Origin of the sequence: Streptomyces sp. NPDC059649, assembly GCF_042734445.1 — a bacterium.
Taxonomy (GTDB): Bacteria; Actinomycetota; Actinomycetes; order Streptomycetales; family Streptomycetaceae; genus Streptomyces.
The window spans coordinates 15,301-38,317 of record NZ_JBHWDV010000045.1 but is presented as its reverse complement, the minus strand read 5'-3'; the positions used below and the strand labels follow the sequence as shown (position 1 = coordinate 38,317).

Sequence of the window (23,017 nt, the reverse complement as noted above, 5' to 3'; positions counted from 1 at the left end):
GTGCGTCCGGCATCCATACCGGTCCCGCCGGGCCACCGCCGTGCTGGCTGGCCACGGCTGTTATGGCTGTCGTGACTGTCGTGACCGGCTCATGGTGGGGCGCGGGCTCCGGCCGTCACTTTAGTGCGGGGGCGGGCCGCCGGGGTCGTGCGCCGGTGCGCCGCTCCCGCCGGCTCGTGGGGCCGCTGTGCGCCGGCGGCGAGGGCGATCAGGGCAGGATCGAGCCAATCGCGGTGTGCGTGTCAGTGGCGGCGGACATACTGCTGCCCATGCACCGGTCCTTGTCGTGAGCGCGTTCGGGCGCCGCGCAGGGCGGCCGGTGGCGTGTCAGCGACCCAGGGGGAGGATCTGTGTCGTCCGTGCCGACCAGCAGCGTGGCGCCGCCCGCTCCGGCGCGCCGTCCGGCCTGGGCCGAGGGGCTGGACGAGCTGCGTGCCGCGGCGACGACCGAGCCGGGGCGGCTGCGGGCGATCGGGGCGGTGCTGGCGCTGCTGGTGCTGGTCTTCGGGGCGGCCGCGGCGTGGCAGGTCGCGGACCGGGCGGCGGCCGCGGACGACGTGGTCGAGCGCAGTCAGCCGCTGACGGCGGACGCGGCGAGCATCTACCGGTCCCTGGCGGACGCCGACACCACGGCCGCCGGAGGGTTCCTGGCGGGCGGGAAGGGCGATGCGGCGACCCGGCAGCGTTACGGCAAGGACATCGCCACCGCGGCGGAGCTGCTCACCAAGGCGGCGCAGAGCGCCCGTGGTTCGGACGGCGCGGGCGAGCAGATCGCCCGGCTCAACCGCCAGTTGCCGCAGTACACGGGCCTGGTGGAGACGGCGCGGGCGAACAACCGGCAGGGGCTGCCGCTGGGCGGGGCGTATCTGCGGTATGCGAACGAGCGGATGCGGAAGGAACTCCTCCCGGCCGCCCGGGCGTTGTACGAGGCGGAGTCGGACCGGCTGGCGGCGGACTACGCCGATGCGAAGGCCTGGCCGTGGGCGGCGCTGGTGGCGGGGGTGCTGGCGGTGGCCGCGCTGGGGTGGGCGCAGCGGCGGCATTACCGGCGGACCAACCGCGTGTTCAACCGCGGGCTGCTGGCGGCCACGGCGGCTTCCGTGGCGGTGTTGTTGTGGCTGGTGGTGGGGCATGCGGTGGCGCGCGCGGGGCTGACGGAGTCGTACGAGCACGGCGCCCGGTCGTTGCGGGTGCTCAACGAGGCGCGGATCGATGCACTGCAGGCGCGCGGGAACGAGAATCTGACCCTGGTGGCGCGCGGCGCGGTGCTCACGGATGATCAGCAGGACTTCTACGAGGCGGGTTTCCGCAACCGGATGACGGATCTGGCGGGGCCGGGTGAGCGGGGTCCGGCGGCGGCGCGGAGCCGGTTGGGGGCGGCGCTGGCGCTGGCCGACGACGAGGCGGGGCGGACGCCGGTGCGCGCCGCGCTGGGGTCCGTACGCCAGTGGCAGGTGCGGCATGCCGAGGCGCGGACGGCGGACGAGAAGGGCGAGTACGAGCAGGCACTGGCGAAGGTGGTCGACGGCACGGGTTCGACGGGTGAGTCCTTCGACCGGGTGTCGGCGGGGCTGTCCCGGGCGCTGGTGCACGAGCAGGCGGAGTTCCGTACGGCGGCGGACGCCGGGCGGGGCGCGCTGGACGGGCTGCCGGTGGGTGCCGGGGCACTGGCACTGGTGGGGGCCCTGGGCGCGGTGCTGGGTATCGGGCGCAGGCTGGCGGAGTACCGGTGAGCGGCGAAGTGCCGGTAAGGGAAACCGGAGTACCGGTGAGCGGCGAAGTGCCCGTAAGCGCCGGAATTCCGGTGAGTGACGGCACACCGGTAAGTGACCGAGCACCGGTGAGCGGCCAAGTACCGGTGAGTGACGGAACACCGGTGAGTGACGGAATACCGGTGGGCGGCGAAGTGCCGGTGAGGGAAAACGGAGTACCGGTGGGCGGCGGGGCATCGGGGAGAAGGCGTGGTGAGGGGGGCATGAGCGTGCGGGGGCGGGTGCTGGGGAATCTGCGGGCCGTCCTGGCGCCGGTCGTGGCGGGCATGGGGGTGATGGCGGCCGCGGCGGCGGTGCTGGTGCCGACGCTGGCCGTCGGGGCCGAGGACGGTGCCGTGGGCGGCGGTGCGGGGCGTGCCTCGTCGCCGGTGGTGACGCACCGGGCGTACGGGCCTGCGCCGGCCCGGTCCGCCGCGGCGGGGTGCACGCCGGGGAACGCCGCGGAGAGCCTGCGGCCGTCGTCGGACGACGGGCCGGCGGTGACGCGGATCAAGGAGCGGGGCCAGCTGGTCGTCGGGGTCGACCAGAACACCTACCGGTGGGGTTACCGCGATCCGGCGACCGGCAAGCTGGCGGGCTTCGACATCGATCTGGCGCGGGCGATCGCCGCGGACATGTTGGGGCCGCACGCGAAGGTGGTGTTCAAGGCGGTGCCGACGAACCAGCGGATACCGGCGCTGCGCAAGCGCCGGGTCGACATGGTGGTGCGCACGATGACGATCAACTGCGCGCGCAAGAAGCTCGTGGCGTTCTCGACGTCGTACTTCCAGGGCGGGCAGCAGGTGCTGGCGCCGAAGTCGTCGGGCGTGAAGGCGTTCGACGATTCGCTGCGCGGCAAGCGGGTGTGCACGGCGGCCGGTTCGACGGGTGAGTCGGAGCTGGCGGCGCGGCCGCACGGCGCGAAGGTGCTGACGGTGCCCAACCAGCTCGACTGCCTGGTGCGGCTGCAGTTGGGCCAGGCGGACGCGGTGGTCACGGACAATGCGCTGGCCGCGGCGCAGGCGGCGCAGGATCCGAGGGTGGAGCTGAAGGGCCGGCCGTTCACGGACGAGCCGTACGGGGTGGCGATGAACGAGGCCGACACGGATCTGGTGCGCCGGGTCAACAAGGTCCTGGACGACTACCGGGCCGGCGGGGCGTCCGACGGTCCGTGGATGCGGGCGTACCGCAAGTGGCTGAAGGCCGATCTGCCGGACATATCGGGCCCGCCGTCGCCGGAGTACAGCGACTGACTCCTCCGCGCGCCGCCCCACGCGGAGCCGAGCCGCCCATACGGCCCGGGGCGTCAACAACGGCCGCGAGGAACGTCAACAACGGCCCCCGGAAAGTCAAGAGGCCCCCCGGGAGCGGTGTCACCCGGCCGATCGCCCCACGAAGTGCCCGATGCCGTCACTATGGAAAGCGGACAGAACAGGAGGCGGAGGGAGCCGGACCGCAGCAGCCGCGCGGACTCGGTCGCAGCAATCGCCGTGCAGCGTACGCGTATTGGAGAGGTGATCGATGGGGGTCCCTGGACCTGTCCCCGGTTCGGCGGGGAGTTCCGATGCCCCGGTGCTGGGCCTGGAGGAGGTGGACCGCGCCCTGGCGCGGCTCGGCGCCGAGTACGAGGCAATCGAGACCTCGCTGCTGGCGCTGCAGGACCATGCGGGGCGCCGGCTGCTGGAGGGCGCGGATCTGTCGGGCACCACGAAGGAGCGCTGGGCCGACACGGAGCGGTCCATCACGGTGCTGTGGGCGCTGTTCGACGCGTATACGGGGGCGTTGGCGGCGGCGCGTGAGCTGCGGGCGCGGCGGCGCTGGCCGTCCCCGGAGGACCTGGCGGCGCTGACGGAGCTGCTGCACGGCGCGGGCGTGACGGTGCCGGGGGTGAGCGGTCCGGGTGAGCGGTACTGCCTGGAGGAGCTCGTCGCGCGGATGAACGGGCTGTACGCGCGCTCCCTGGACGTGATCGTGGCGGCCGACGCGGTGTGGTCGGCGCTGCCGGCCCGGATAGACCTGCTGTCGGCCGAGTTGCAGCGGACCCGGTCGCTGGCGCATTCGGTGGGGGTGCGGCCCGGTGAGCATCCGGCCGGTGACGATCTGGAGCGGATCACGGGTGAGCTGGCGCGGCTGCGGGCGCGGGTGATCGCCGATCCGCTGGCGTTCTGGGTGTCGTCGGCGACGGGGAGTTCGGCGCCCGGCGGCGGCCGGCCGGACACCGAGCGCTACGACCGTGCGGCGCGGGCGCTGGAGGACATCCGGCGGGAGGTGGCGGCGGTGCTGGACGTCCGGCAGGACGCCGAGCGGCGGCTGATGCGGCTGCGGGACGTGCTGTCGCGGGCGGACCGGACGCTGACCGAGGCGCGGCAGGCGCGCGGCGAGGTGCTGGCGAAGATCGCCGCGTCGGAGGTGCCGGCGGTCAGCGGCCCGTCGACGGCGCTGCACGAGCAGCTGGCGGCGGCCGCGGAGTACCGCCGGCGGGCGCAGTGGCACCGGCTGTCGCCGCTGCTGGACAGCCTGGAGGAGCGCGCGGAGGACGAACTGCAGCGGGCCCGCGAATCGTTGACGGCGGTGACCGCGCCGCTGGCCGTACGGGCGGAGCTGCGCGGCCGGTTGGACGCGTGCCGGGCGAGGGTGGCGCGGCACGGCCTGGCGGAGGATCCGCTGCTGGTGGAGCGGTACGACCTCGCGCGGCGGATGCTGTGGAGCGCGCCGTGCGATCTGCGGGCGGCCGAGCAGGCGGTGTGGCGCTATCAGCAGGCGGCGGCGGAGGTGCTGGTTCCGCAAGCGCCGGAGGGCAGGGGGGATTCGTGACGGAGCGGGCCGGCGAGCGCTGCCAGCGGCGGGACTGTGCGGGCGGTTACGAGGACGTCGGCGGCGGTGAGCGGTACTGCGATGTGTGCGGGCTGCCGCCGGTGGTGTCGCCGGACGGGCTGCTGGCGGCGCCGCCGACGGGTGTGACGGGCCGGGCGTTCGTGGCCGGACCGGAGGCGCGGGAGGCGGCCGGGGCGCTGCTGACCGTGCCCTCCCCCGGCCCGGGTTCCGGTGCGGGGACGTCCGGGCGCGTGCCCGGGTCCCGGCGGCCGGTGTCGCGGCGTTCGGTGTCCGGGCGGCTGCCGCGCGACGGGTCCGGCCGGACGGTGCGCGGGGTGGCGGCGGTGTCGGCGCGCGGTAGCGGCGGCGCGGCGTCGTCCGGGTCGGCGCGGGGGCGGCTGGGCGTGGGTCTGGTGACGGTGCCGCAGGTGCCGCGGCCCGATCCGCGGACGGCGGTGCTGACGCATGCCGAGGTGCCGGAGCGCAAGCGGTTCTGCAGCCGGGCGGACTGCGGTGCGCCGGTGGGCCGTGCGCGCGGTGACCGGCCGGGCCGTACGGAGGGGTTCTGCGGCAAGTGCGGCCATCCGTACAGTTTCGTACCGAAGTTGCGGCCCGGGGAGATGGTGCACGGCCAGTACGAGGTCGTGGGCTGCCTGGCGCACGGCGGGCTGGGCTGGATCTATCTGGCGATCGACCGGGCGGTGTCGGACCGCTGGGTGGTGCTCAAGGGGCTGCTGGACACCGGTGACGAGGAGGCACTGGCGGTCGCGATGTCCGAGCGGCGGTTCCTGGCGGAGATCGAGCACGCCAACATCGTGCGGATCTACAACTTCGTGCAGCACCTCGACCGGGACACCGGCAGTCTCGACGGCTACATCGTCATGGAGTACGTCGGCGGCAAGTCGCTCAAGGACATCGCCAACGACCGGCGCACTCCCGAGGGGAGGCGCGATCCGCTGCCGGTGGAGCAGGCCTGTGCGTACGGCATCGAGGCGCTGGAGGCGCTCGGCCATCTGCACAGCCGCGGCTACCTGTACTGCGACTTCAAGGTCGACAACGCCATCCAGCAGCACGACCAGCTCAAGCTGATCGACATGGGCGCGGTGCGCCGGATGGACGACCACGAGAGCCCGATCTACGGCACGATCGGCTACCAGGCGCCGGAGATTGCCGCGCTGGGCCCGTCGGTCGCCTCCGACCTCTACACCGTCGCGCGCACCCTCGCCGTGCTCACCTTCGACTTCCAGGGCTACACCAACGTCTTCGCCGATTCGCTGCCCGATCCGGACCACATCGAGGTGTTCCGCGCCTACGAGTCGTTCTACCGGCTGCTGGTGCGTGCCACGGACCCGGACCGCGACCGCCGGTTCGGGTCGGCGCAGGAGATGGCCGAGCAGCTGACGGGGGTGCTGCGGGAGGTGGTGGCGGTCCGGTCGGGCGAGCCGCGGCCGGCGCTGTCGCAGCTGTTCGGGCCGGAGCTGCGGGCGGCGGACACCGAGCTGCTGGCGCCGCAGGAGGGCGACAGTTCGCTGCTGGGGGCGCGCGGCCCGGCCCCGGACCGGGCCGGGGCGGCGGTGCCCTCCGGGCCGGCGCTGCGGCCGCTGGACGTGGCCCGTGCGGCGCTCGCACTGCCGGTGCCGCGGGTGGATCCGGCCGACCCGGGTGCCGGGCTGCTGGCCGGGCTGCTGACCGCCGCCCCGGCCGAACTCCTGCCCGCGCTGCGCGCCGCGCCCGTCGCCTCCCTGGAGGTGCGGCTGCGGGAGCTGCGCGCCCATCTGGAGAACGGCGACGCCGCGGCGGCCCAGGACGTACTGGCGCAGCTGGCGGATCCGCCCGCCGGGCCGTGGGACACCGCGGTCCGGTCCGCCGACGCGTCCGGTGACGGGCCCGGTGAGGCGTCCCGTGACCGGGGCGCCGACTGGCGGGTGGTGTGGCACCGCGGCCTGGTGGCACTGGCGACCGGCGACCGGGAGGCCGGGGCGCTGGCCTTCGACGCGGTCTACGACGCGTTCCCGGGCGAGCCGGCGCCCAAGCTGGCGCTGGGCCTGTGCGCCGAGTTGCTGGAGCAGTGGGACAACGCGGTGGAGTACTACCGCCTGGTGTGGGCGACCGACCGCAGTTACGTCAGCGCCGCGTTCGGGCTGGCGCGGGTGCGGTTGGCGGCGGGCGACCGGGAGGGCGCGGTCGAGGCCCTGGAGTCCGTCCCCGCGTCGTCCATCCACTACACCGCGGCGCGGATCGCGGCGGTCCGCGCCCGACTGCGGCAGCGACCCCCGGAGGATCCGTTGTGGCCGGACCTGCGGGCGGCCGCCCAACAGGTCGAGGCGCTCGCGGACTTCGGCCTGGACGCCGGGCGGCGGGAACAACTCGCCACCGAGGTACTCGGCGCGGCCCTGGACTGGGTACTCTCCGGGAGCCACGGTGCCCGACCGGACGGTACGGCCGCCGGCGGCGGACCGCCGGTGCTGCTCGGCAGCCCACTGGACGAGCGCGGGCTGCGGTTCGGCCTGGAACGGTCGTACCGCCTGCTGGCGCGGCTGGCGGAACGTGGTGAGAGAAGGATCGAACTGGTGGAACGGGCCAACCGCTTCCGCCCCAGGACATGGGTGTGACATGGGTGTGACTGGGCCGTTCCGGTGTGCGGGCTGCGACGAGCCGTACGAGGCGGCGGACGAGTTCTGCGGGCGGTGCGGTGCCGCCCTGCCGGCGACGGCCGGGACGCAGGGGACGCAGGCGACACCGGCGACTTCGGCGACACAGGCGACTTCGCATCCGTCGGAGTCGCCGGAGACGCCGGAGACGCCGGATGTGTCGGAGAGGCCGGAGTCTTCGGAGCCGTCGGCGTACGAACTGGCGCCGCCCGCGCCCCCGGTACCACCCGCGCCCCCCGTGCCGCCGCGGCCCCCCGTACCGCCTGCACCGGCCGCACCGCCCGTACCGCCCGCCGGTGGCGCCCCGGCCGGTCCGCCGCCGCCCGATCCCGGCACCCGTCTGCCGGGGGTGGACGCGGCTTCCCCGGCCGGTCCGCCGGCCGATCCGCGGGTGGCCGGGTACGAGGCGGTCGCCGACGCCGCGGCCGGAGCGCACGCCGAAGGGGCCGGGGCGACCACGGACGGGACCGGCGCGGGTATGGACGGGACCGGTACGGCCGCCCCGGAGGAGACGCCCTTCGATGTCCCGTCGGGACGGTCGCCGTTCGACCCGCCATCGGGCGGGTCGCCCTTCGATCCGCCGCCGGCTCCGGCACCGCCCGTCGCCGCGCCCGCCGGGGCACCCGCCCCGGAGGCCGCCGCCACGGGACCGGAACGGGACCACATGGAGCGGGAGCTGGCGGGCATCGCGGCGGTCAGCGACCGGGGCCACCGCCACCACCGCAACGAGGACTTCTTCGCGCTGCGGGCCGCCGCGCTGCCGGACGGCGCGCCCGCCGTGGCGGCCGTGGTCTGTGACGGGGTCTCCTCGGCGACCCGACCGGACGACGCCTCCCGGGCGGCGTCCGAGGCGGCCGGTGAGGCGCTGGCGGCCTCCCTGCCGCGCGGCGCCCACCCCCAGCAGGCCATGCACGACGCCGTCCTGACCGCGTCCGCCGCGGTGGACGCGCTGGCCGACGATCCCTCGATCGTGCACGACGAGCACCGCCAGCAGAACGCCCCGGCCTGCACCATCGTCGGCGTGCTGGTCGGCGGTGAGCTGCTGACCGTCGGCTGGGTCGGCGACAGCCGCGCGTACTGGATCCCCAACGACCGTACGGCGCCGCCCGTCCGGCTCACCGAGGACGACTCCTGGGCCGCCCAGATGGTCGCCAACAACCTGATGTCGGAGGAAGAGGCCAACGCCGACCAGCGCGCGCACGCCATCACCGGCTGGCTGGGCGCCGACGCCTACGAGGTCGAGCCGCACACCGCGTCGTTCAAGCCGGACGGGCCGGGCGTCGTGGTGGTGTGCACGGACGGGCTGTGGAACTACGCCGACACCGCGGAGCAGATGGCCGCGGTGCTGCCGTACGACGCGCCGGCCCGGCCGCTGCCCGCCGCCCGGGCGCTGGTCGCCCACGCCCTCGCCGGCGGCGGGCACGACAACGTCACCGTGGCGGTCGTGCCGTTCCCCGCACCGGCCCCCGGCCGGACGGGCTGAACCACCACAAGCCGGTCACCAGGGGAGGGATGACGGCTTATCGGAGGTTCGATCCGATTCCGGCCGTGGAACGGGGACTTCGGGCGGCATTGACCGGCCGTCCGGAGTCGCACGGGGGGAGGAGAGTGCGAAACTCCTTGCGAAGGTGGTGGGCGTCGTCAAGACGGCGCCCGGTACTGTGCGACGGAAGGCGAAGGGTGCCGGGGCGGGCGGGACGACTCCCGCCGCACGCGCCACGCGCACCGTCGCAGCACGAAAAAAAGCGACAGAGAACCACGATCAGTACCGAGCAGTACCAGAGCAAGTAAACGGTACGGAGGGGGAAGAACCGACATGCCGACCTGCCCGAACGGCCACCAGTCGGTGGCCGAAGACTGGTGCGAGGTGTGCGGCCAGCGGATGCCGGGTGCTGTCCCCCCGCCGCCCTCCCTGCCTGCCGGCTTCCTGAACACACCACCGCCCGCGCAGCCGACCGGCCAGCCCGGTCCGCCGCAGGGCCAGCCGGGCCCGCCGCCCGGCGCCCCCGGCCCCGGCGGCCCCGGACCTGGCCCTGGCGGCCCCGGACCCGGCTTCGGAGGTCTCGGCCCGGGCGGCCCCGACCCGCAGGGCCCTCCGGGCGGCTACGGCTTCCCGCCGCCCGCGCCCGGCCCCGGCGGCCCCGGCACGCAGGGTGGCCAGGGTGGTTACGGCTTCCCGCCGCCGGCACCCGGTCCCGGCGGCCCTGGCGGCCCCGGCCTCGGCCAGCCGATGCCCGGCCCCGGACCCGACCAGTCCGCTCCCGGCGGGCCGGGCGCCCCGGGCGAGCCGTGCCCGCAGTGCCGTACGCCGCGGGACGGGATGGCGCCGTTCTGCGGCGAGTGCCGCTACAACTTCCTCACCAACTCCCCGATGTCCTACGCCCCGCCCGGGCAGCCCATGGGCCAGCAGCCCGGCCCGCCGCCCGGCGCACCCGGCCCCGGCGGACCTGGCGGCCCCGGCACCCAGGGCGGCCAGGGCGGCTACGGCTTCCCGCCCCCGGCACCCGGCCCCGGCGGCCCCGGCCAGCCGATGCCCGGCCCCGGTGGCCAGGACGGCCAGGGCGGTTACGGCTTCCCGCCGCCGCACCCCCAGCAGCCGCAGGGCATGCCGCCCGGCATGGGCCAGCCCGCCCCCGGCGGCTTCCCCGGACAGCCCGGACCGCCGCCCGGCATGCCCGGCCCCGGCCCGGCCGGACAGCCCGGCCCGCCCCCGCCGCAGCAGAACGACGACTGGCCGCTGAGCCCGCCCGCCGCCCAGGGCGCGCCGCCGATGGCGCCCGCGCCGCCCGGCCCCGGCCCGCAGGCACCGTTCGAGCAGCAGCCGCCCGCGCCGTTCCCGCCGCAGCAGCCGGGCCCGTACGACCAGCAGCCCGGTCCTTACGACCAGCAGCCCGGTCCCTACGACCAGCCGCCGGCCCCGTACGAGCAGCAGCAGATGCCGCCGCAGCAGGGGCCCGGCCCGGACCAGCAGTGGAACGGCGGTCCCGGCCAGGGTCCCGCCGCACCGCCGCAGGGCCCGCCGCCGGTCGTCGGTGACGGCTGGGTGGTGGCGATCGCCCCGGACCGCGAGTACTTCATGGCGATGATGGGCCGCAGCGGCCCGGAGGCGGCGGGGCTCAACCTGCCCTCGTACTCCCCCGAGCAGGTGCTGCCGCTCGCCAACGGCCAGCTCACGGTCGGCCGCCGCCGCAACAGCACCGGCGAGTCCCCGGACATCGACCTGGGCAGCCCGCCGGAGGACCCGGGCGTCTCGCACCAGCACGCACTGCTGGCGCAGCAGCAGGACGGCAGCTGGGCGGTGGTGGACCAGAACTCCACCAACGGCACCACGATCAACCTCGCCGAGGACCCGATCCAGCCGTACGTGCCGGTGCCGCTCCACGAGGGCGACCGGGTGCATGTGGGGGCTTGGACGACCCTCACGGTGCGTCGGGGCTAGCCCTCCCACGTACCTGGCTTTCCCGCCGCGGGGCCGTTGCGCTTTGCGGCGCGCCGTACGTACCCGTCTGCGGCGCCGCGGTTGTTGTTCTCCGTTGCGCTTTGCGGCGCCCCGTACGTACTTTTCTGCGGCGCCGCGGGGCGTCTCGCCGTTGCGCTTTGCGGCGCCTCCCACGCACCTGTCTGCGGCGCCGCGGATCTTGGTCGCCGTTGCGCCTGCGGCGGGCTGGGTGGTGGTGGGTGCGGTGACGGTCCTCCGGGGCCGGTCGTGTGGACTGCTTCGCTTTACGTCCACACAACCGGCCCCTCCGGCCCGTCCCCTCCCGTTGGGGGAGGGAGAAGGGTGGGTAGGGGTGGACGTGGGGGTCGGCGGTCCCGTAGGGGAGAGGCGAACAGATCCCGTAAGGGGTACGGGCGCCCCCTGCAGGGCCTCAACTCGACCGGCCGGCGCGGAATTCCCCACACCGCACGACACAAGACACCGCACGACACGAGAAACCGCCGAACGACAACGCCCGCCCCCACCGGCCTCTCACCCCCCACCAACGGGAGGGGCTGGACCGGAGGACGAAGTCTGGAGGGCCGGCACCGCACCCAAAAACACCACGCCCGCCGCCAGGCGCAACGGCGAACACGCCCCACGACGGGACAGCCGACAACGTACGCGGCGCCGCAAAGCGCGCAACGGCGAGCCAGCCCCGCGGCGAGACAGACAGGTACGTGGGAGGCACCGCAAAGCGCAGCACAACGGCGAGCCCCCCGGCGAGACAGCCAGGTACGTCGGAGGCCAGCCAAGCCCCGCGCAGCGTCTGTCACCATGGAGCCGTGAACGAGATTCCACGCGGCACGGTGCAGGAGCAGACCTTCTACGAGCAGGTCGGTGGCGAGGAGACCTTCCGGCGCCTGGTGCACCGCTTCTACCAGGGAGTCGCCGAGGACCCGCTGCTGCGGCCGATGTACCCGGAGGAGGACCTGGGCCCGGCCGAGGAGCGGCTGGCGCTGTTCCTCATGCAGTACTGGGGCGGGCCCCGCACGTACAGCGACGGCCGTGGGCACCCGCGGTTGCGGATGCGGCACGCACCGTTCACCGTCGACCGGGCCGCGCACGACGCCTGGCTGCGGCACATGCGGGACGCGGTGGACTCGCTCGGCCTGGCCGAGGAACACGAGGCGCAACTGTGGGACTACCTCACGTACGCCGCCGCGTCGATGATCAACACCGCGGACTGACGACCGCACGAGAGATACGTCACACCTCCCCGCGCCCCCGTCGCGCCGCGGGCGTGCGCTGCCGGACACATCGCGTCACGATCCGGTCAAGGCCCCTCGGAAACCGCTTACCGGACGCTTCGCACTCTGACAGCATCCGTTCCATCCGTTGCGTCGATCATTCGTGTGACATCCGTTCGACCGACCGTGAGCGACTGATCGCGAACGACGCTGAACACGGCAGGGGGGACCGTGGCCGGCTATGCCGTACTGCGCGTGCGGGCGCACCGTCTGCTGCTGGTCGCCGCCCTGCTGTCGGTGCTGCTGACCGGGACGGTGCTGGCGACGCTGGCGGCGTTCTCGGAGTCGGTCGGCGACGCCGGGCTCCGGCAGGCGCTGCGCACCAGGTCGGCGGCCGCCGCCGCGCTCCAGGTGAAGGCCCAACTCCCGCCCGGATCACGGCAGTCGGCGGACCGGGCGGTGGCCGCGGCGGCCCGGCGGGCGTTCGACGGGCTGCCGTACACGGTGCGGACACTGACCCGCTCCGGGCCGTACGCGCTGCCCCGGACGCCTGGGCCGTCCCGGGCCCGCACCGGTGAACCGGACCTCACCCAGCTCGCGGCCCTGGACCGTTCCCGGCTCACCCTCGTCAAGGGCCGCTGGCCCACCGCGGAACGGCGCGGTCCGCTGCCGGTCGCGCTGCCCGAGGCCGCGGCCGCCCGGCTCGGGGCCCGGCCCGGACGGCGCATCACCCTCGACAACCGGCTCTCCGGGCCGCCGCATCTGACCGTCGTGGTCACCGGCGTCTACCGGCCCCGGGACCGCACCGACCCGTACTGGAACCTCGACGACCTCGGGGGCCGAGGGGTGCGCACGGTCGGCTTCACCACCTACGGGCCGCTGCTGGCCGACCCGGCGGCGTTCCGCGACGGGCGGCTGGTGCAGGACTCGGTGGGCTGGCTCGCCACCGCGGACTTCGGCACGCTCACCGCGGACCGGCTGCCGGCGCTCGGCGCCGCGGCCGGCCGGGCCCCCACGGCGCTGATGGCCGATCCGGCGTTCGCCGGCCACGCCACCGCGAGCACCGATCTGCCCACGGCGCTGGGGCAGTTGCGGCGGGCGCTGCTGGTGAACCGTGCCACGATCCTGATCGTCGCGCTCCAGCTGGTGCTGCTCGCCGGGTACGCGCTGCTGCTGGTCGCCCGGATGCTGAGCGGTGAACGGGCCGGCGAGACGGCCCTGTTGCGGGCCCGCGGTGCCTCCCGGCGGCAGCTGGCCGGGCTGGCCCTCGCCGAGTCGCTGCTGCTGGCCGTCCCGGCCGCGGTCGCCGGGCCGCTGCTGTCCGGCCCGCTGATCCGCCTGCTGGCCGCGCACGGCGCCCTGGCCCGGATCGGGCTGCCGCTGGACACCCGGCTCACCGCCACGACCTGGCTGACCGGTGCTGCCGTGGCCCTGGGCTGCGCCCTCGCGGTGGCCGCCCCGGCGCTGCTGCGGACCGGGTCCGACGCGCCCCGCCGGCGGCGGTCCGGTGCGCTGCCCGGTGCCGCACGGGCCGGCGCGGACCTGGGACTGCTGGTGATCGCCGGGGTCGCGTACGGGCAGTTGCGGCAGCGGACCGCGCACGGCGGGGCCGGCGGCGGCGTGCTGACCGGCGACGGGACCGGCGCGCTGGGCGTCGACCCGGTGCTGGTGGCCGCCCCGGCGCTGGCGCTGCTCGCCGGTACGGTGCTGACGCTGCGGCTGCTGCCGCTCGCCGCCCGGATCGCCGAGCGGGGCGCGGCCCGCGGCCGGGGGCTGGCCGCGGCGCTGGCCGGCTGGCAGATCAGCCGGCGCACCTCCCCCGCCGCCGGGCTCCGCTCGGGCGGCGGGTACGCGGGGCGGGGCGCCGGGCCGGTGCTGCTGCTGGTGCTGGCCACCGCGCTGGGCATGCTGGCGATCGGCCAGCGCGCGTCCTGGCAGCGCTCGCAGGACGACCAGGCCGACTTCCGGGCGGGTGCGGCGGTGCGCGTACTGGCCAGCAGGACACCGGAGTTCGGGCAGGGCGGCGGCTATGCGGCGGTGCCGGGGGTGGCCGCGGCGCTGCCGGTGGGGCTGGTGAACCTGGACCTGTCGGGCGGCCGGTCCTCCACACTGCTCGCGGTGGACTCCCGGCGGTCCGCGGGCGCGCTGCTGCTGCGCGGTGACCTGGCGGGCGGCGCCGCGGACTCGGCGGGCGCGGCGGACGGGGTGCTGCGCGCGCTGGCGCCGAAGGACGACCGGGCCGTGGGCCTTCCTCTGCCGCCCGACGCCGGGGCGTTGCGGGTGACGGCACAGCTGCGGTCGCTCAAGGCGCTGCCCCCGGTGGCCGACGGCCCGCGGCCCGGCAATCCGGGGCGGGACACCGGGCCGGTGCCCGCGGCCCTGTCCGTCCAGGTCACCGACCGGTTCGGGGTGCCGTACACGCTGCCGCTGGGCCGGCTCGCGGCCGACGGCCGGCCGCACACCCTCCGCGTGGACCTGGCCGCCGCGGCCGGTCCGCCGGCCGGGCGTCCGGCCGGGCCGCTGCGGGTGACCGGTCTGCTGGCCGACATGGACCAGTCGTCGGTGTCGTACCGTCAGCGGCTGACCGTGTCCGCCGCGCAGGCCGTCACCGCCGGCGGGGCGGTCCGCCCGCTCACCGCGCCCGGCGGGCCGGCCTGGCGGGCCCGCATCAGCGACAAGAGCAGTTACGTGGGTGAGCCGTTCGGGCCGCGGGCCGGCCGCGCGGAGGTGCCCGCGGGCGGGCTGCTGGCCCAGACGTACGACACCGGCGCCCGGCCCGAGGAGTGGACCGCGGCGGTGACGACCGTGCGGATCACCGCCGCGCATCCGCCGCTGCCGCCGCTGGCCGCCGTGGCCACCGATGCCTATCTGCGCGACAGCGGCTCCCGGGTCGGGTCGGTGGTCGATCTGCCGGTCGGCGGGCAGCAGGTGAAGGCGCGGATCGTGCGGGCGGTGCGGGCGCTGCCCGGCCCGGCGGACGGCCCGCCGGCCGGGGGCGGGCTGCTGGTCGACTTCGGTGCCGTCAACGCGGCGCTGTCCGACCTCGGGGCCGCCCCGCTGACCGCCACCGAGTGGTGGCTGCGGCCCCGTCCCGGCGCGTCGGACCGGGTCGTGACGGCGCTGCGGGCCCGCCCGGACACCGACCCCGGCCAGGTCCTGGCGCGCGCGGAGATCGCCCGGGAGCTGCACGACGATCCGCTGGGGCTCGGTCCGCAGACGGCGCTGACCGCGGCCGCGGTGGTCGCGGTGGCACTGGCGGCGGTCGGCTTCGCGGTCGGGGCCGCCGGGTCGGTACGCGAACGCGACCGCGAATTCGCCGTGTTGCGGGCCCTGGGGGCGCCGCGCCGGCAGCTGGCCCGGACGCTCGCCGCCGAACAGGGGGTGCTGATCGTGCTGGCGCTGGCCGTCGGCGGGGTGCTGGGTGCGGTGCTGACCCGGGCGGTGGTGCCGCTGGTCGTGCTGACCGGGCAGGCCACCCGCCCGGTGCCGCCGGTGCTGGTGGAGCTGCCGGCCGGCCAGGTGGCGGGGCTGCTGGCGGCGGTCGCGGCCGGACCGCTGCTGGTCGTCGCGGCCCTCGGGCTGCGCCGCGGCGACCCGGTGACGGCGCTGCGCGGGCAGGGGGTGCGGTGATGGCGACGGCTCCGGCACGGCGGGCGGCCGACCGCCGGGGGAACGCGCTCACCCGGCCGGGCCTGCTGGGCGTCCGGTTGCGGTCCGCGCGCGCCACGGCGCTGGCGCTGGGCGCGCTGGTGCTGGTCACGGCGTTCCTGGCGGCGGCGTTCCCACGCGGGGTGGCGCGGTACGAGACGGACGGGCTGCGCCATGCGCTCGCCTCGGCGCCGCCCGAGCAGCGGGCCGTGGAGATCTCCGTCGGCCGGGCGGACGTCACCGGCGCGGACCCGGCGGCCGGCTACGCGGCGACCGCGCTGGACCGTCAGGACCGGGCGCTGCGGAGCCTGTTCCGCGCCCCGCTGCGCACCCCGGCGGCGGACGCGGTGCACGGTGTCCGCACCACGAACCCGCTGGCGGCCCGGGACGCCGGACTGCCACGGCCGGACGGCGTCGATCCGGAACTGTCGCTGTACGCGGCCTCCGGCCTCGGCGGGCATGCGACCGTCACCGAGGGCCGGTTGCCGCGGGCCGCGGCCCCGGGGGCGGGCACGCTGGAGGCGGCGGTGACCACGGCCACCGCCCGCACCCTGCATCTGCGCACCGGCCGCGTCCTGCACCTGAACGGCCTGACCGTACGGATCTCCGGGCTGCTCGCGCCGCGGCGGCCGGACGGCGACTACTGGGCCGCGGATCCGCTGCGGGCGGCGCCCCGCCGGGCCGTGACCGAGGGGGTGCCGGCGCAGCGGTTCTGGCACGCCGGGCTGCTGCTGGCGCCCGGGGACGGGCCGGCGCTGCTGTCCACCGAGGGGGAGCCGGAGAAGTTCTGGCACTATCCGGTCGACGCCGGTGCGCTGACCGCCGCGGACGCCCCGTCGTTGCGGGAGCGGGTGCGGTCCGTCGAACACGGCGCGACGCTGGTCCGGTTGCGCGCCGTGGCGGGCGGCGGCGCGCTGGCCGACAGTGCGGTGGACGATCTGCTGGACGGCTACGCACGGACCCGGGCGGCGATCGCCCCGGTCATCACGGTGGCCGCGGTCGGCCTCGGCACCGTCGCCGGGATCGTGCTGCTGATGGCCGGCGCGCTCACCGCGGAACGCCGGCGCCCGGAGCTGGCGCTGCTGCGGGCCCGCGGCGCGTCCCTGGTGGGCCTGGCCGGGCAACTGGCGGCGGAGACCGCGGTGGTGGCGCTGCCCGCCGCGGCGGCCGGCGGCGGGCTGGCGCTGCTGCTGGTGCCCGGTGGGCGGATGGCGCCGGCGCTGCTGGCGGCGGCCGGGGCCGGGCTGCTGGGCACGCTCGCGCTGCCGCTGCGGGCCGCCGCCGCACACCGCCGTCCCCGCCCGGCCGCCCGCGCCGATCTTGCCGGGGCCCGCCCGTCCCGGCGCCGGACGGTCGCCGAACTGACCGTGCTGGTCCTGGCGGTGGGCGCGGTGGTCGCGCTGCGCCGCCGCACCACGGCCGGCGGGGGCGTGGACGTACTGGTCAGCGCCGCCCCGGTGCTCGTCGCCGTGATCGCCGCGCTGGTGCTGCTGCGGCTCTGGCCGCTGCCGCTGCGGCTGGCGGCCCGCCCGGCCGCCCGTACCTCCGGACTGACGGGATTCCTCGCGCTGGCCCGCGCGGGCCGCGCCCCGGCCACCGCCGGCCTGCCGCTGCTGGCCCTGCTGATCGCGCTGACCACCGCGTCGTTCGGCGGCTCGGTGCTCGCCGGGGTCGCCGCGGCCCGGGACCGGGCGGCGCTGACCGCGGTCGGCGCGGAGGCCCGGATCTCCGCCGAACGGCCGCTGCCCGCCGCGCTGCAGCGGGCCGTGGCCCGGGTGCCGGGCGTCGAGGACGCGGTACCGCTGCGGATCAGCGTGCAGACCGCGGACGACGGCGGCCCGCCGCTGTACCTGGTGATCGCCGAACCGGAGGCGTACGCCCGGCTGGCCCGCGCCACGGGACTGGGTGCCTTCCCCGCCGCCGACCTCGCCGACCCGGGCGGCGACCGGCCGCTGCCCGCGATCGTCTCCCCGCGCGTACGCACCCGGTTCGGCGACGCCCCGATGGCGCTGCAACCGGAGTACGGCCAACTCGTCGTCCGTCCCCGGGCGGTGCGCGCCGACACCCCGGCCCAGCCCGGCGGCGACTTCGTGCTGATCAACGCCCGGAGCGTGGCCCGGGTGCACCCCGACACCTACGCCGAGGCGGACAACGGCCCCACCACAATGCTGCTGTCCGGCCGCGGGCTGGACGCCGGGGCGCTGCGGGCCGCGGTCCGCGCCCACACCCCGGCGTCCCTCGCCGTCCAGGTGTCGCTGCGCTCCGCGGAACGCGCCGCGCTGGCCGATTCGCCGCTCCAGCAGGGCGCCGAACGCCTCTACACCGCGGCCGTCGTGGCTGGTGCCGGGTTCGCGCTGCTCGCCCTGCTCCTCTCCCTGCTGCGGACCGCCCCGGAACGCACCCGCCTGCTGGCCGGGCTCCGCACCATGGGGCTGCCGCCGGGGCGGGGGCGGCGGCTGATGGTGCTGGAGGCGCTGCCGCAGGCGCTGCTCGCAGCGGTCGGCGGGGTGCTGGCGGGGGCCGTGGCGATCCGGCTGCTGGGCCCCGGCACGGACCTCACCCCGCTCGCCCTGCCCGGCACGGCCGGCGGCGGGCCGGGCACCGTACGGCTGCGGACCGATCCCGCGTCCCTGCTGCTGCCGTCGGCGGGCGTGGTCGTACTGGCCCTGGCGGTCGCCCTGGTCCAGGCGTGGGTGGGCGAACGGCGGCGGGAGAGCACCGAGTTGAGAGCGGGGGACCCCTCATGAGCACAGAGCCCGAGGACGCCACGAGCGCGCCGGTGAGCCTGGCGGACCTGGAGGCGCGGGCGGCGGCCCGGCGCGAGCGGCCCGCCTACGGGCATGACGCGCTGATCGCCTGCGACCGGCTGGTGCGGGTCTTCTCCGCGGACGGCGTCGACGTGCAGGCGCTCCAGGGCCTCGATCTGCTGGTGTCCGAGGGCGAGTTGATGGCCCTGGTGGGGGCGTCCGGCAGCGGCAAGTCGACGCTGATGAACATCCTCGCCGGCCTGGACGTGCCGACCGCGGGCGCCGCGACGGTCGCCGGCCGCGATCTGCTGACCATGGACGCCCGGGCCCGGCTCACCTACCGCCGGGAGGTCGTCGGCTTCGTCTGGCAGCAGACCGCCCGCAACCTCCTGCCGTATTTGACGGTGCTGCAGAACGTCACCCTGCCGATGCAGCTGCGCGGCGGACGGCGCCGGGCGGCCCGTACGAAGGCGGCCGAGGAACTGCTGACGATGCTCTCGCTCGACCACTGCCGGGACCGCCGGCCGCACCAGCTGAGCGGCGGCGAACAGCAGCGCACCGCCATCGCGGTGGCACTGGCCAACACCCCTTCGGTCCTGCTGGCCGACGAGCCCACCGGCGAACTGGACTCGCACACCGCCGAGCAGGTCTTCGCCGCGTTCCGCACCGCCAACGAGGAACTCGGCACCACGATCGTGATCGTCACCCATGACCAGACGGTCGCGGACGAGGTGCGGCGCACGGTCGCGATCCGCGACGGCCGGACGTCGTCGGAGGTGCTGCGGCGCACCGAACGGGACGCCGCGACCGGCCGGGAGGCGCTGGTGGCACGGGAGTACGCGATGCTCGACCGGGCCGGCCGGCTCCAGCTGCCGGCCGACTACACCAGCAGCCTGGGCATGGCGCACCGGGTGCTGCTGGAGCTGGAGAGCGACCACATCGGGGTGTGGCCGGACCCGACGGCGAACGGGAACACCGGCCGTGGCGCCGGCGGGGGAACGCGGCCCGGCGACGGACAGGCCGGCGACGACGGGACGCAGCCCGGTGACGGGACCACACCCGGTGGCGGAACGAAGCCCGGTGACGGGGCCACGCCCAGTGGCGGAACGAAGCCCGGCGACCGGACGACGTAAGGGCGGCACTCCGTTCCGGTGGCGGCCCGGACGGGGAGGCTCAGACGGGGAGCGGCCCGGACGGGGAGCGGCTCAGACGGGGGTGACCGTCAGACCCGACAGCCCGGTGAGCCCGGACGGCCCGCCGGTACGCACCGCGACCGACCCGTACGGGGTGCGCAGCCGCAGCCAGCCGCCCGCGGACAACAGGGTCAGCGCCGGCGGTTCGGTGGGGTGCGGGCCGCCGCCGGCCGCGAGCACGGCGGTGCGGACCGGGCGGAGGAAGCCCAGCGACTGGGCGGCGTGCGCGGCGCGCAGCGGGAGGTGGGTGTCCCCGAGGGTGCGCGACCAGATCTCCCGGCCGATACGGTCGCGTTCGGCGCGGGTCCGGCGCTCGGGCGGCAGTGCCTCGTCCCGGGCCCGGAACTCGGCGACCGCGGCCGCCACCGCGCGCAGCAGCGCCTCCGGCGCGGGCAGTCCCGGCACCCGCTGCCAGCCGCCGCGCGGCGGCAGCAGCCCGGCCCACGGCGGACCGGTGACGGCGGCGGGCACGGTCAGCGTCCCCTGCTCCTCGTCGATGCCTTCGAGGAGGTCACCGGCGGAGACGGTGATGTCCAGGCCGGTGCCCGGTGTCTCGTCGGGGACCGTGGGCGCGGCGAGCCGGGCCGTACGGATCGCCAGCACCTCGAAGGACGGCGGCCGGCCGAAGACGGCGAGCACCCCGCCACCGGTCTGCAGCCGGACCGCGGCGGCCCGGTCGTAGTGGATCAGCCGGGCGAGGAAGGCGGCGAGGTCCGCCGCCTCCCCGGCATCGGCGAGGGCGAGCACCGTCATACCGCGACGGCCCCCTCCTGGTGCGACGCGTCGGCCAGGTACTCCTTGAGGATCGCCTTCTCCTCCGCGGTGAGGCGGCGCGGACGCTCCTCGGCGAAGTTGTACGGCACGACGACGGTCGAGGCCCGCAGGTAGAGGGTGTCCTCGTCCTTGACCTCGTAGCCGACCGTCAACGACGCGGCGCTGATCTTCGTCACCCACAACTCGACGGTGACCGGCGCGGGCCGGTGCACCAGCGGCCGCACGTAGTCGATCTCGTGCCGGGCGACGACCGAGCCGCCGGTGAACGACGGGCTGCCGTCCCCCGGCGCCAGCCGACGCATGAAGTCGATCCGCGCCTCTTCGAGGTAGCGGACGAAGACCGCGTTGTTGACATGGCCGAAGGCGTCCATGTCCGACCAGCGCAGGGGGCACGAGTAGCGGTATCGCACGAGGTCAGCCCCGGGTGAGCTTCTTGTAGGTGGCACGGTGCGGGCGGGCCGCGTCCGCGCCGAGGCGCTCGATCTTGTTCTTCTCGTAGGACTCGAAGTTGCCCTCGAACCAGAACCACTTGGAGTCGCCCTCGTACGCCAGGATGTGGGTGGCGACGCGGTCGAGGAACCAGCGGTCGTGGGAGACGACCACGGCGCAGCCCGGGAACTCCAGCAGCGCGTTCTCCAGCGAGGAGAGCGTCTCGACGTCGAGGTCGTTGGTGGGCTCGTCGAGGAGCAGGAGGTTGCCGCCCTGCTTGAGGGTGAGCGCCAGGTTGAGGCGGTTGCGCTCACCACCGGAGAGCACCCCGGCCGGCTTCTGCTGGTCCGGGCCCTTGAAGCCGAACGCGCTGACGTACGCCCGCGAGGGCATCTCGACCTGGCCGACGTTGATGTAGTCCAGCTCGTCGGAGACCACGGCCCACAGCGTCTTCTTGGGGTCGATGTTCGCCCGGCCCTGGTCGACGTAGGAGATCTTGACGGTCTCGCCGACCCTGATGTCGCCGGAGTCCGGGGTCTCCAGACCCTGGATCATCTTGAACAGCGTGGTCTTGCCGGCGCCGTTGGGGCCGATGATGCCGACGATGCCGTTGCGCGGCAGGGTGAAGCTGAGGTCCTCGATGAGGACCTTCTCGCCGAAGGCCTTGTTGAGCTTGTCGACCTCGACGACGACATTGCCCAGGCGCGGGCCCGGCGGGATCTGGATCTCCTCGAAGTCCAGCTTCCGCATCTTGTCGGCCTCGGCGGCCATCTCCTCGTAACGCGCCAGACGGGCCTTGGACTTGGCCTGCCGCCCCTTGGCGTTGGAGCGCACCCACTCCAGCTCGTCCTTGAGGCGCTTGGCGCGCTTGGCGTCCTTCTGGCCCTCGACCTTGAGACGGGTCTGCTTGGTCTCGAGGTAGGTGGAGTAGTTGCCCGGGTAGGGGTGGGCGCGGCCGCGGTCGAGCTCGAGGATCCACTCGGCGACGTTGTCGAGGAAGTACCGGTCGTGGGTGACGGCGACGACGGTGCCGGGGTACTTCGCGAGGTGCTGCTCCAGCCACTGCACGGACTCGGCGTCCAGGTGGTTGGTGGGCTCGTCGAGCAGCAGCAGGTCGGGGGCCTCCAGCAGCAGCTTGCACAGCGCGACGCGGCGGCGCTCACCACCGGAGAGGTTGTTGACCGGCCAGTCGCCGGGCGGGCAGCCCAGCGCGTCCATGGCCTGCTCCAGCTGGGTGTCCAGGTCCCACGCATTGGCGTGGTCCAGGTCCTCCTGGAGCTTGCCCATCTCCTCCATGAGCTCGTCGGAGTAGTCGGTCGCCATCAGCTCGGCGACCTCGTTGAAGCGGTGGAGCTTGCCCATGATCTCGGCGGCGCCGTCCTGGACGTTCTGCAGGACCGTCTTCGACTCGTCCAGCGGCGGCTCCTGCAGGAGCATGCCGACGGTGTAGCCGGGCGAAAGGAAGGCATCGCCGTTCGACGGCTGCTCGAGACCGGCCATGATCTTCAGCACCGTGGACTTACCGGCGCCGTTGGGACCCACGACACCGATCTTTGCGCCCGGCAGGAAGCTCAGCGTCACGTCATCGAGGATGACCTTGTCGCCGTGCGCCTTGCGCGTCTTGCGCATCGTGTAGATGTACTCAGCCAAGAGAAACCGTCCGGCAGATTGGATCGATCAGGGTCTGTGCGGCACCGCCCCGGGCCATCGTCCGTCGTACGTCCGTCATGCGCTGCGCGTGCGCCATGCGTCCGTCGTGACGTCCGTCGCGACCGTGGGAGGGCAGATACACCCATCTTGCCGTACGTCCGTCCCCGGAAGGAAACGGGTGCCGAGGGGCGGACGCCCGCGAGGCGGTGCGAGCACGGCGGGTGGGGTGCGGGATGCCGGGGGGTCGGGTGCGGGATGTCAGAGGGCGTGGTGCGGGGTGGGGTGCGGCGTGGGGTGCGGGATCACACGGGCGGTGGCGGCGTCGGGGGCACTCATGAGGCCGTACCCCGGGACCGCACGTCCATGGCCCCGGAGCGTTAACCACTCGGGGGCCACGTTTTGTTCCCGCCGCCCGCAGATTGCCTGCAGGACGGCCCATTCCCTTGGCTTCCGACTCGTCGTCTTCAGAACTGCTCGTCGTCTTCAGAACTGGTCGTTGTCTTCAGAACTACTCGTTCCCGCTGGTCACGGGCGTCGGGCCGCGGGCCGCGGGCCGTCGAGCTGCGGGCCGCGAGCCGCCCGCGGGGAACGCAGACGCCCGGCCGGTTACCGAGAGGTGACCGGCCGGGCGACCGCCGTTACTGCTCGCCCATCGTCGGGCGTCTTCTCTGTCCGGCGGCTTCCGTTACCGC

13 protein-coding genes are annotated in these 23,017 nt (G+C 75.5%); 10 read left to right on the top strand and 3 right to left on the bottom strand.

Annotated features, from left to right (window positions below; all coding sequences use genetic code 11):
* Window positions 1-359 precede the first annotated feature (359 nt).
* The 10 genes from ACFV1J_RS32235 (at window position 360) to ACFV1J_RS32190 (ending at window position 19,412) form a co-directional block, all read left to right on the top strand.
* Window positions 360-1,733, top strand: coding sequence for a hypothetical protein (locus ACFV1J_RS32235; protein ID WP_385864043.1), 1,374 nt, complete (start codon window positions 360-362; stop codon window positions 1,731-1,733).
* 242 nt (window positions 1,734-1,975) lie between these two features.
* Complete coding sequence (locus ACFV1J_RS32230) at window positions 1,976-3,004, top strand: glutamate ABC transporter substrate-binding protein (protein ID WP_385864041.1); 1,029 nt, start codon at window positions 1,976-1,978, stop codon at window positions 3,002-3,004.
* Between the two features lie 268 nt (window positions 3,005-3,272).
* Window positions 3,273-4,565: a hypothetical protein gene (locus ACFV1J_RS32225; protein WP_385864038.1), complete on the top strand. Its 1,293-nt coding sequence runs from the start codon at window positions 3,273-3,275 to the stop codon at window positions 4,563-4,565.
* Window positions 4,562-7,177 (top strand): tetratricopeptide repeat protein, encoded by a 2,616-nt coding sequence (locus ACFV1J_RS32220; protein ID WP_385864037.1) that lies wholly within the window; start codon window positions 4,562-4,564, stop codon window positions 7,175-7,177. The genes ACFV1J_RS32225 and ACFV1J_RS32220 overlap by 4 nt, the downstream gene beginning before the upstream one ends.
* Window position 7,178: 1 nt before the next feature.
* Window positions 7,179-8,699, top strand: coding sequence for a PP2C family protein-serine/threonine phosphatase (locus ACFV1J_RS32215; protein ID WP_385864034.1), 1,521 nt, complete (start codon window positions 7,179-7,181; stop codon window positions 8,697-8,699).
* Window positions 8,700-9,032: 333 nt separating this feature from the next.
* Complete coding sequence (locus ACFV1J_RS32210) at window positions 9,033-10,655, top strand: FHA domain-containing protein (protein ID WP_385864033.1); 1,623 nt, start codon at window positions 9,033-9,035, stop codon at window positions 10,653-10,655.
* Window positions 10,656-11,479: 824 nt separating this feature from the next.
* Window positions 11,480-11,884, top strand: a complete 405-nt coding sequence (locus ACFV1J_RS32205; RefSeq protein WP_385864031.1) for a globin — start codon at window positions 11,480-11,482, stop codon at window positions 11,882-11,884.
* A gap of 231 nt (window positions 11,885-12,115) precedes the next feature.
* On the top strand, window positions 12,116-15,514 hold the full coding sequence (locus ACFV1J_RS32200; protein ID WP_385864029.1) for an FtsX-like permease family protein: 3,399 nt from the start codon (window positions 12,116-12,118) through the stop codon (window positions 15,512-15,514).
* On the top strand, window positions 15,514-18,279 hold the full coding sequence (locus ACFV1J_RS32195; protein WP_385864028.1) for an FtsX-like permease family protein: 2,766 nt from the start codon (window positions 15,514-15,516) through the stop codon (window positions 18,277-18,279). Before ACFV1J_RS32200 ends, ACFV1J_RS32195 begins: the two co-directional genes overlap by 1 nt.
* The gene (locus ACFV1J_RS32190; RefSeq protein ID WP_385864026.1) at window positions 18,276-19,412 is read left to right on the top strand and encodes an ABC transporter ATP-binding protein; all 1,137 of its coding nucleotides are present in this window, start codon (window positions 18,276-18,278) and stop codon (window positions 19,410-19,412) included. Before ACFV1J_RS32195 ends, ACFV1J_RS32190 begins: the two co-directional genes overlap by 4 nt.
* Window positions 19,413-19,484: 72 nt before the next feature.
* Here the strand turns inward: ACFV1J_RS32190 and ACFV1J_RS32185 are convergent, their stop codons facing one another.
* From ACFV1J_RS32185 to ettA, 3 genes are read right to left on the bottom strand one after another with little or no spacing between them, the layout of a single operon-like run.
* Window positions 19,485-20,225, bottom strand: coding sequence for a hypothetical protein (locus ACFV1J_RS32185; RefSeq protein WP_385864024.1), 741 nt, complete (start codon window positions 20,223-20,225; stop codon window positions 19,485-19,487).
* Window positions 20,222-20,656, bottom strand: coding sequence for an acyl-CoA thioesterase (locus ACFV1J_RS32180; protein ID WP_385864022.1), 435 nt, complete (start codon window positions 20,654-20,656; stop codon window positions 20,222-20,224). Before ACFV1J_RS32180 ends, ACFV1J_RS32185 begins: the two co-directional genes overlap by 4 nt.
* Before the next feature lie 4 nt (window positions 20,657-20,660).
* Complete coding sequence (gene ettA / locus ACFV1J_RS32175) at window positions 20,661-22,325, bottom strand: energy-dependent translational throttle protein EttA (protein WP_385864020.1); 1,665 nt, start codon at window positions 22,323-22,325, stop codon at window positions 20,661-20,663.
* Window positions 22,326-23,017: the final 692 nt, after the last annotated feature.